Below are 4,031 nucleotides of genomic sequence, written 5' to 3'. Positions count from 1 at the left end.
AGCAGGCCCTGGCGGCCTGGGAGAAGGGCAGCAACACCGATCCGGAGCACAAGGGCGGCGCCAAGGAACAGCCGGACGAAGCCGGGCAGCAGCCCATCCTCGTCGCCAGCGCCGTGGCCGGGATCGGTCTCGCCACCCCCCAGTCCGCCACCTTTGCCACGGGGCAGAACTTCGACCAGGTCTCCGCCCGGGACACCAACCAGAGCACAGCCCGACGCTGGATCCACAACGTCGGCCAGTCCATCTCCCTCTTCGTCCAGGGCGTCAAGGACAAGACCGCCATCAAGCTCTATGCCGCCAGGGGGAAGGTGGAGATGCAGGCTCAGAGCGACAGCATCGAGATCACCGGCGACGACAGCCTGACGGTCATCTCCAGCGACGACCGCATCTTCGCCAACGCCAAGGAACACATCACCTTCGCCTGCGGCGGCGCCTACATCAAGATCGCCGGCGGCAACATTGACATCCACTGCCCGGCCACGGCCAGTTTCCAAGCGGGGGACTACAAGATCGAGGGACCGACGAGCATGAATGCGGCGCACCCGGATTTTCCTCAAGGAGCATTCAAGACCCCCCTAGTGCTTAATTTCGATCATGCTCCCATGGGCATGAAGAGCGCTTGGGCTGGCATGCCCTACAAGCTCTTTGCCGATGGTGCCCTCCTAAAAGAAGGCGTAATGGACGACAGCGGCCGCCTGCCGATCGATCATGCGGTAGTGACTAAAAAGTACAAGCTGGAACTGGCCAATGGGGTCAGTTACGACATTCCGGTTCCCAACGACTACACCAATCCGGACCAGGGCGACCTAGCCAATCAGGGGTTCCACCGTTATGCAGCCGGTGCCAGTCCGGAGACGGGGGCCACCGACCCGGCAGATGCAGCTCGTAGCGTCTATGCCTCCACCCTGACCAATTCCCTTCAGGAGGGAGATTGATCCATGAGCAGCCCGTGTATTGTCGTTCCCCTTGCCCAGAACCAGACCAACTCTGCAAGCATCACCCCGCCTTGGTTCGTCCAAAAGGCGGAATATCGCCCCTTGCCGGCATCATTGAAAATACTCGTCAATGGCGAAGCAGCCTTCGGCGAGATTCACCGTGCCATAGAGAGGGCCAAGCATTCTGTCTGCATCATTTGCTGGGGTTTTCAGCCATCCATGCATTTCATCCGGGACGGCGCCTCACCCGCCATCGGCAAGCTATTGGAGCGGGTCGGCAAGCGCGCCCAGGTGCGGGTGCTCAGTTATGTAGTCGATCCTCTCTGGCTGGGTATCAACGTTACGGGAGGCGTTGCCGGTGAAGCTAACGTACCCGGTCGCCGCGCGGTTGCCCTGAGCGACCAACCAGCCACGAGTACGGATGCCCAATATGCCTATGACCAGGAATGGTATCTGCGCTATGACACCGACCAGAAGGTCGCTGACTGGGCGGTCAAATCCGCCAAGGGGATGGATGACACCGCCCAGGCCAACATCCGTTTTGTCGGGCGGGGCTTCTCTGCCGCCGATCGCAAGGCTATTGCGGCCCGGGATCATGAAGACAAGGGCTTGAGTAAGAAGGCTAAAGCCACGCTTGCCTCCGCGCCCAGCCATCACCAGAAAATGGTCCTGGTCGATTACGAAGACCCCGAAAATGCCGTGGGTTTTCTCATGGGGCACAACATGCTCGACGAGTATTGGGACACCAGCGCCCACAGCTGCCACCCTTATGCCGCCAACCGGGGCCGCAACGGCAAACGGCCCCGTCAGGATTTCTCCAGCAAGCTTACCGGTCCGGCGGTAGGCGATCTGTTCCGCAACTTTTCCCAGGCCTGGGCCAAGGAAACCGGTGAAACCCTGGCGCCGCCGGCATTCGAAAAATACCCGGTGCGCTGCGAAGGCGGCGCCCCCTCGGTGTGCCAGGTGCTCCGCACCCAACCCCAGTATGGTCGGGAGGACATCAAGAAGGCTTACCTCCAGGCGGTGAACAACGCCACTCGCTACATCTATATTGAAAACCAGTATTTCCGCTGGCCCCCCCTGGCTGAAAAAATCCGCGCCGCTGCCCTGGCCCAGAGCCGGGGCGGGCGGGATCCGGGAACCCACGGCAGCCTGTACCTCTTCGTCATCACCAATGCCGATGACGAGGGGATGGGCTCGGGTGTGACCAACACCTACCGCATGCTCGACTCCCTGGGGCGGGCCGACACCATTCCCGCGGTAGCCCGGGCCGAGGAGGAAGACCTGCGGGAGCAGAACCTGGAACTGGCAAAGAAGCGCCAGGCAGGCCTGGAAGACAAGGTCAATGCCTCCGCCCGACGCCAGTGGGGGCATTTCGGCGATGACCACATGAAGTTGTTGCAAGAGGCCAATACCGCCCGGGACGCCACCGTGGCTGCCGAAAAGGAGCGAGATGCCACCAGGGAAGCGGTACGCCGCGCCAAGAAGAGCGGCAAGGAACGCACCGTCCTGCCCCAGGACCGCCCCGGGCTGAAGGTGCACGTCTGCACCCTGGTGGCCCCCGATACCCCCGATGGCAAGCCCTGGACCGACGTCTACATCCACGCCAAGCTGATGCTCATCGACGACACCTTCCTCACCCTGGGCAGCGCCAACATCAACACCCGCAGCATGGAGGTGGATAGCGAACTCAACCTGGTCCAGGACCGGCCGGAAATCACCCGTCCGCTGCGGCAGCAGTTATGGGGATTGCATACCAAAAAAACTGGAGCGGAAGAGATGAACCAACTGGATGCTGTGTTTAAGACATGGCAGAAAATTATGGAAAAAAACAAAGACAACCGCTCTAACCGCATTACCCCTTTAGCCTCTCTTACCGAATTCTACCGAGGCAGCCCAGACGTTTCCGACTTGGATTAACCATGCGTGCTCCCTTTTTCATCCTTATTCTCATCCTCGGCCTCACCGCCTGCGATGCCTTTGGAGACCGTTCCGTGCCCGACCTGCCCGCCATCCAGGCCAAACTGGCCTTCACCTGCACCCACGAGGCCGAGCGCCTGCCGCCCCTGCCGCCGGAGGCCGACAGCCTCTTCAACTACGCCCGCTGGCTGCAGCGGGAGAATCTGGTCAAGGAAGACCCGGTGGTGGAGCGGGAGGTGGGCCGCCTCTACCGTATCGCCGCCGCTCAGGGCCACCACAAGGCCCTGTTCAACCTGATCAACGGTATTTCCGGCGGCAAGTTCGACGGCACCGTGGAAGAAATGCTCGATTTCAACGACGCCCTCCTGAAAGCCGGGGTTCCCATGGCCTACTACAACCTGGGACATTTCCTGGAGAACGGCATGGGGGTCAAGGAAGACCCGGACCTGGCCTTGAAGTACTTCCGCAAGGCGGCGGACCTAGGGAATCCCCATGCCCAGTACTACGTGGCGGAGAAGCTGGCGCCCATTGATGCCGCCCCGGATATCGCCCGCCAGATGCGCCGCTGTGCGGCGGAGCAAGGGCATGGCAAGGCGGCTTTGGCCTTGGGCCTCAACCTACAAGGGAAGGGGAGCTACGCAGAGGCTGTCGAGGCATTCCAACTCGGCGTCAAGGCAGGAAATGACATAGCAGCTTTAGCTTTAGAAGATGGATTTAGAGCTCCCCCCCCCTCTGATAAATTGGATTACTTGGCACTACCCAAGGACGAAGAGCGTAGCCGCCGCTACCAGGAAATCGGCCATGTCCTGCATGCCTACTCGTACCTCAACCCGGTGGTTCCGGAACTGGACGAGATCGTTCCCCTGCCGCCGGCCAAGCTGCCACCCTGGGACGGCAAGCTGCAATGGCGCACCGAATTCCAGGCCAATGTGCCGCCCCCCAAGCCCACGGATGACCTGATCGTCCGCCTGGCTCGGGACAAAGGCCTGGACCCGGCCTCCGGTATGCCGATCCGCAAGCGCTGACTCCCCGTGGCACGCAACGTCCTCCTGTTCCTGCTCCTCGCCGGCCTCACCGCCTGCGATGCCTTTGGAGACCGTTCCGTGCCCGACCTGCCCGCCATCCAGGCCAAACTGGCCTTCACCTGCACCCACGAGGCCGAGCGCCTGCCGCCCC

Annotated in this window: 3 protein-coding genes; all 3 read left to right on the top strand. The window is 61.7% G+C overall.

Annotated features, from left to right (window positions below; genetic code table 11):
• A partial coding sequence (locus OEL49_RS17295) for a DUF2345 domain-containing protein (RefSeq protein WP_287875953.1) occupies positions 1 to 935 on the top strand: 935 nt, incomplete at its 5' end.
• A 3-nt stretch (positions 936 to 938) separates the two neighbouring features.
• Complete coding sequence (locus OEL49_RS17290; protein WP_287875951.1) at positions 939 to 2,855, top strand: phospholipase D-like domain-containing protein; 1,917 nt, start codon at positions 939 to 941, stop codon at positions 2,853 to 2,855.
• Positions 2,856 to 2,857: 2 nt separating this feature from the next.
• On the top strand, positions 2,858 to 3,880 hold the full coding sequence (locus OEL49_RS17285) for an SEL1-like repeat protein (RefSeq protein WP_287875948.1): 1,023 nt from the start codon (positions 2,858 to 2,860) through the stop codon (positions 3,878 to 3,880).
• Positions 3,881 to 4,031: the final 151 nt, after the last annotated feature.

This window comes from Azospira sp. (assembly GCF_030247495.1).
Taxonomy (GTDB): domain Bacteria; phylum Pseudomonadota; class Gammaproteobacteria; order Burkholderiales; family Rhodocyclaceae; genus Azospira; species Azospira oryzae.
This window is presented reverse-complemented; position numbering and strand designations above follow the sequence as displayed.

Coding starts and splice junctions, on each gene's coding strand:
- OEL49_RS17290 (WP_287875951.1), top strand. CDS start 939: ATGAGCAGCCCGTGTATTGTCGTTCCCCTTGCCCAGAACCAGACCAAC.
- OEL49_RS17285 (WP_287875948.1), top strand. CDS start 2,858: ATGCGTGCTCCCTTTTTCATCCTTATTCTCATCCTCGGCCTCACCGCC.